Consider the following 4092-nt stretch of genomic DNA (forward strand, 5'->3'; position numbering starts at 1 on the left):
AAGCATTATCTATGCTTACATAAGTTTGAGCATGCCTTGCAAGAAGAGGATGCAAACTATGACAGTGTATTAACAAAAGCGAAACTACTTGTTTGGCTTTTGCAAACCGAAACGGGAGATGTAGATGAGTTAAACTTGCCATCAGGTGGGAATAGGCTATGGCAACGGATTTGTAGCGATCGGAACAGCCCTACCGGTAAACGAAACGCATGGAATTCTCGTTGCTTTTATGAATATGCAAGAAATCGTGTCTTGTTTGCCGATATTATTATTACTAACCACGCCATGCTTCTGCAAGATAGCGCGAATGAGGAGCCCTTATTATCGCATAATGAATATGTAGTGTTGGATGAAGCTCATCACATAGAAGAAGTGGCTAGTCATGCATTAGGTGAACAATTTTCTTGTATGTCGTTTCAATTGCTTTTGACACGGCTTGGAACATTAGATACAGATGGAGCCGTTGGCCGTGTATATGATACGATGTGTAACCACCCTCTTGCGCAAGGTGCTGTATTTAGAAATCTTGATGAAATGTTACGTACGACAAAATTTGAATCAGATGAATTGTTCCGCATGCTGCGCGGGTTTATCTTTGATCGAAATAAAAGAAAAAACGTTAATCAAAATATCAAGCTTCAATATAAATACGTAGTGAAACGGGAAAAGGGGAAACTATGGAGTGCGATTGTAGAATCCACCTATCGGCTTGATGCATTATTACGCCGTGTTCAAAAGATCTTTGAATCACTGCGCCTCATATTACAAACAGAATTTGAAGGTTTTGTAATTGGCGAGGAATTTGCAAGCTTATCCGATTCCTTCCTTGCTATGCAACAGACTCTTACATCCTTGTTAGTACAGGAACAGGTTGACGGAGTTACTTGGATGGAAACGGAAACGAAGGGGTCTCTTCATTCAACGATGTTGTATAAACAACCAACTGATGTAAGCACCATGCTTGCTGAGACTTTTTTTTCAAAACGAAAGAGCGTTGTGTTAACATCAGCTACCTTAACTGTTAATGGCACATTTGACTATATGAAACAAGCGTTAGGTCTCACGCAACTTCCGACATCAACTTTACACGTTTCCTCACCGTTTCAATATGATAAGCAAGTGACCATGATGATCCCAACGACTGTGCCAAATATTAAGACTGTATCGGAACAGGAGTATGTAGAGCGGATTTCAGAGCATATCGTATTACTTGCAAAAGCAATGCGGGGGCGTATGCTTGTATTATTTACATCCTATGACATGCTACGAATGACATATACGATTGTGAAGGAAAGTACCGTTCTGGAAGAATACGTATTGCTTGCACAAGGCATAAATGGGATGAGCCGGATGCGGATGACGAAGAATTTTCAGCAATTCGATAAGGCTATTTTGTTTGGTACAAGTAGTTTTTGGGAAGGTATTGATATACCTGGAGAAGCACTCAGCTGTCTGGTAATCGTTCGTCTTCCATTTGCACCTCCGGACTCACCTATTATGGCTGCAAAGGCGAAGAAGCTTACAGAAGAAGGAAAAAATGCCTTTCAAGATCTTTCCTTGCCGCAAGCAATTCTTCGCTTTAAACAAGGCTTTGGGAGATTGATTCGAACAAAGGAAGACAGAGGTATATGTGTCGTGTTAGATCGCCGCATTACAACTACCTATTATGGAAAACGATTTATCTCATCGATTCCCAAGGTTCCTATCTATGAAGAACCTATTGAAGATCTAGTAAAGAAATTATCATCATTTAAATAGCCTGTAACTGCTTACAGGCTATCCATGTGGGTTGGAGGCTATTTTGTTATGTGTAACTGATTCTTCAAGAACGTTAATTAATTCGATGGAACGGGAAATACGTTTTGTAAAAAAATAAAAACGTAGAACCGGCCACTTTATACCTAATCCTTTAATAGATGAAAATCTCCTGCTATAATAGGTGAGGGTAGAAGCAGGTATTGTAGAGAATGTACCTTTATTGTAACCGTATGACGAACTAATATGATTAGAAATTTTTGTAACGGAGGAGTTTTCATGGATAAGAAGACTAAAGTGTTGGCAACGACTCGTATGCAATACGCAAGTGATTTGTATAAGATTGTCGATCGATTAAACCGCACTTTGAAGGAAAAGGATTTAATGTTCGGCTTAGCTCTAGACGCTAACGAGACAAATACGGAAATATTTACTATTTATAGAACGTAGTGATACAATGAAAAAGTGGATACTTATAATCATATTAGTTATTGTAGCGGGAATCTTGTACGGGGTGTACGTTTATAACAATACAATGAGTAACAAACATTTGGGAGAAGATAAAGCTATTACAGATGCTAAGAAAGAAGCTTCTCTTTCTACAATTACTGCTACAGATTATTACCATGGAATGAGTTCCTACACGATAATTGAAGGGACCAATTCTGCTGGTGAACAAATGATTGTTTGGGTGCCGACGAGCGGGGGAAAAGTACTATCAAAGCAAAAAAAAGATGGTATTTCCCAGCAACAAGCTGCACAAATTGTTACGAAGGACAAGCAGCCAAAACAAATCATGAAAGTGAAATTAGGGGCTGAAAATGAAACCCCGCTATGGGAAATTACGTATATTGACCAGTCCAATCGTTACCATTATTATTATGTGAATTTTATTGATGGAAAATTTGAAGGACAGTATAGCATATAAGCCAGTTGGCTTTGTTATAGAATAATTACGTACATTGCACCATATAACGTGTAGGAACAAATAAAACATATAGAGAGATTTTGTTGGAGGGACTACGTAGGTGAAAACGACTATTGAACAAGTAAAAAACTATGTAAATCAAGAGGTAACTATCGGTGCTTGGCTTGCAAATAAACGCTCAAGTGGTAAAATTGCATTTTTACAATTGCGTGATGGCTCAGGATTTATTCAAGGCGTTGTCGTAAAGGCTGAAGTTGGTGAGGAGCTATTTCAACGGGCAAAATCTTTAACACAAGAAACATCCCTGTATGTAACAGGAATTGTTCATGAAGATACTCGTTCACCATTTGGTTATGAACTTGCTGTTACGAATGTTGAAATCATTCATGAATCAAAGGACTATCCCATTACACCAAAGGAACATGGTACAGAGTTTTTAATGGACCATCGTCATCTTTGGATTCGCTCAAAGCGTCAGCATGCTGTATTACGTATTCGCCATGAAATTATTCGCGCTACTTACGAATTTTTTGATCAAAATGGGTTCGTGAAGGTAGATCCGCCAATTCTTACTGGTAGTGCGCCAGAAGGTACAACCGAGCTTTTCCATACGAAATACTTTGATGAAGATGCTTATTTATCCCAAAGTGGACAGTTATATATGGAAGCAGCAGCAATGGCAATGGGTCGAGTATTTTCATTTGGTCCAACCTTCCGTGCCGAGAAATCGAAAACTCGTCGTCACTTAATTGAATTTTGGATGATTGAACCTGAAATGGCATTTATGAATCATGAAGATAGCTTACAAGTTCAAGAAAATTATGTTACGTATATTGTTCAATCCGTTTTAAAAAATTGTGCATTGGAACTACAAACATTGGGAAGAGATACGGCAAAGCTAGAATTAATTAAAGCTCCATTCCCTCGTATTTCCTATGATGATGCGATTAAGCTTTTACATGAGAAAGGCTTTGATGATATAACATGGGGTGAGGATTTCGGTGCACCGCATGAAACTGCCATTGCAGACAGCTTTGAGAAACCGGTTTTCATTACAAATTATCCAGCAGCAATTAAGTCATTTTATATGAAGCCAGATCCAACTCGTCCTGAAGTTGTTTTATGTGCGGACTTAATCGCACCAGAAGGATACGGTGAAATTATTGGTGGCTCCCAACGTATTGATGATTATGATTTATTAAAACAACGCATCGATGAGAATAATTTAAGTGAGGATGCCTACCAATGGTATTTAGATCTTCGTAAATACGGTTCTGTTCCTCACTCAGGCTTTGGACTGGGCCTTGAACGAACAGTAGCATGGTTATCAGGGGTAGAACATGTGCGAGAAACAATTCCGTTTCCTCGTTTATTAAACCGTATTTATCCATAATAAGGAACGTACTCTT

Annotated in this window: 4 protein-coding genes; all 4 read left to right on the forward strand. The window is 38.7% G+C overall.

Annotated elements, in window-relative coordinates:
* Positions 1 to 1758 (forward strand): helicase C-terminal domain-containing protein (locus tag AC11ZT_RS13715; protein ID WP_484060136.1); only part of this gene is annotated, 1758 nt, incomplete at its 5' end.
* Between the two features lie 276 nt (positions 1759 to 2034).
* Positions 2035 to 2205, forward strand: coding sequence for a YpmA family protein (locus tag AC11ZT_RS13720; RefSeq protein ID WP_484060137.1), 171 nt, complete (start codon positions 2035 to 2037; stop codon positions 2203 to 2205).
* A 7-nt stretch (positions 2206 to 2212) separates the two neighbouring features.
* Entirely contained in the window at positions 2213 to 2683 is a 471-nt protein-coding gene (locus AC11ZT_RS13725; RefSeq protein ID WP_484060138.1) for a cell wall elongation regulator TseB-like domain-containing protein, read from the forward strand.
* A 100-nt stretch (positions 2684 to 2783) separates the two neighbouring features.
* On the forward strand, positions 2784 to 4076 hold the full coding sequence (gene asnS, locus AC11ZT_RS13730; protein WP_484060139.1) for an asparagine--tRNA ligase: 1293 nt from the start codon (positions 2784 to 2786) through the stop codon (positions 4074 to 4076).
* The last annotated feature ends 16 nt before the right edge of the window (positions 4077 to 4092 follow it).

The sequence above is a fragment of the Ectobacillus sp. genome (assembly GCF_056992975.1).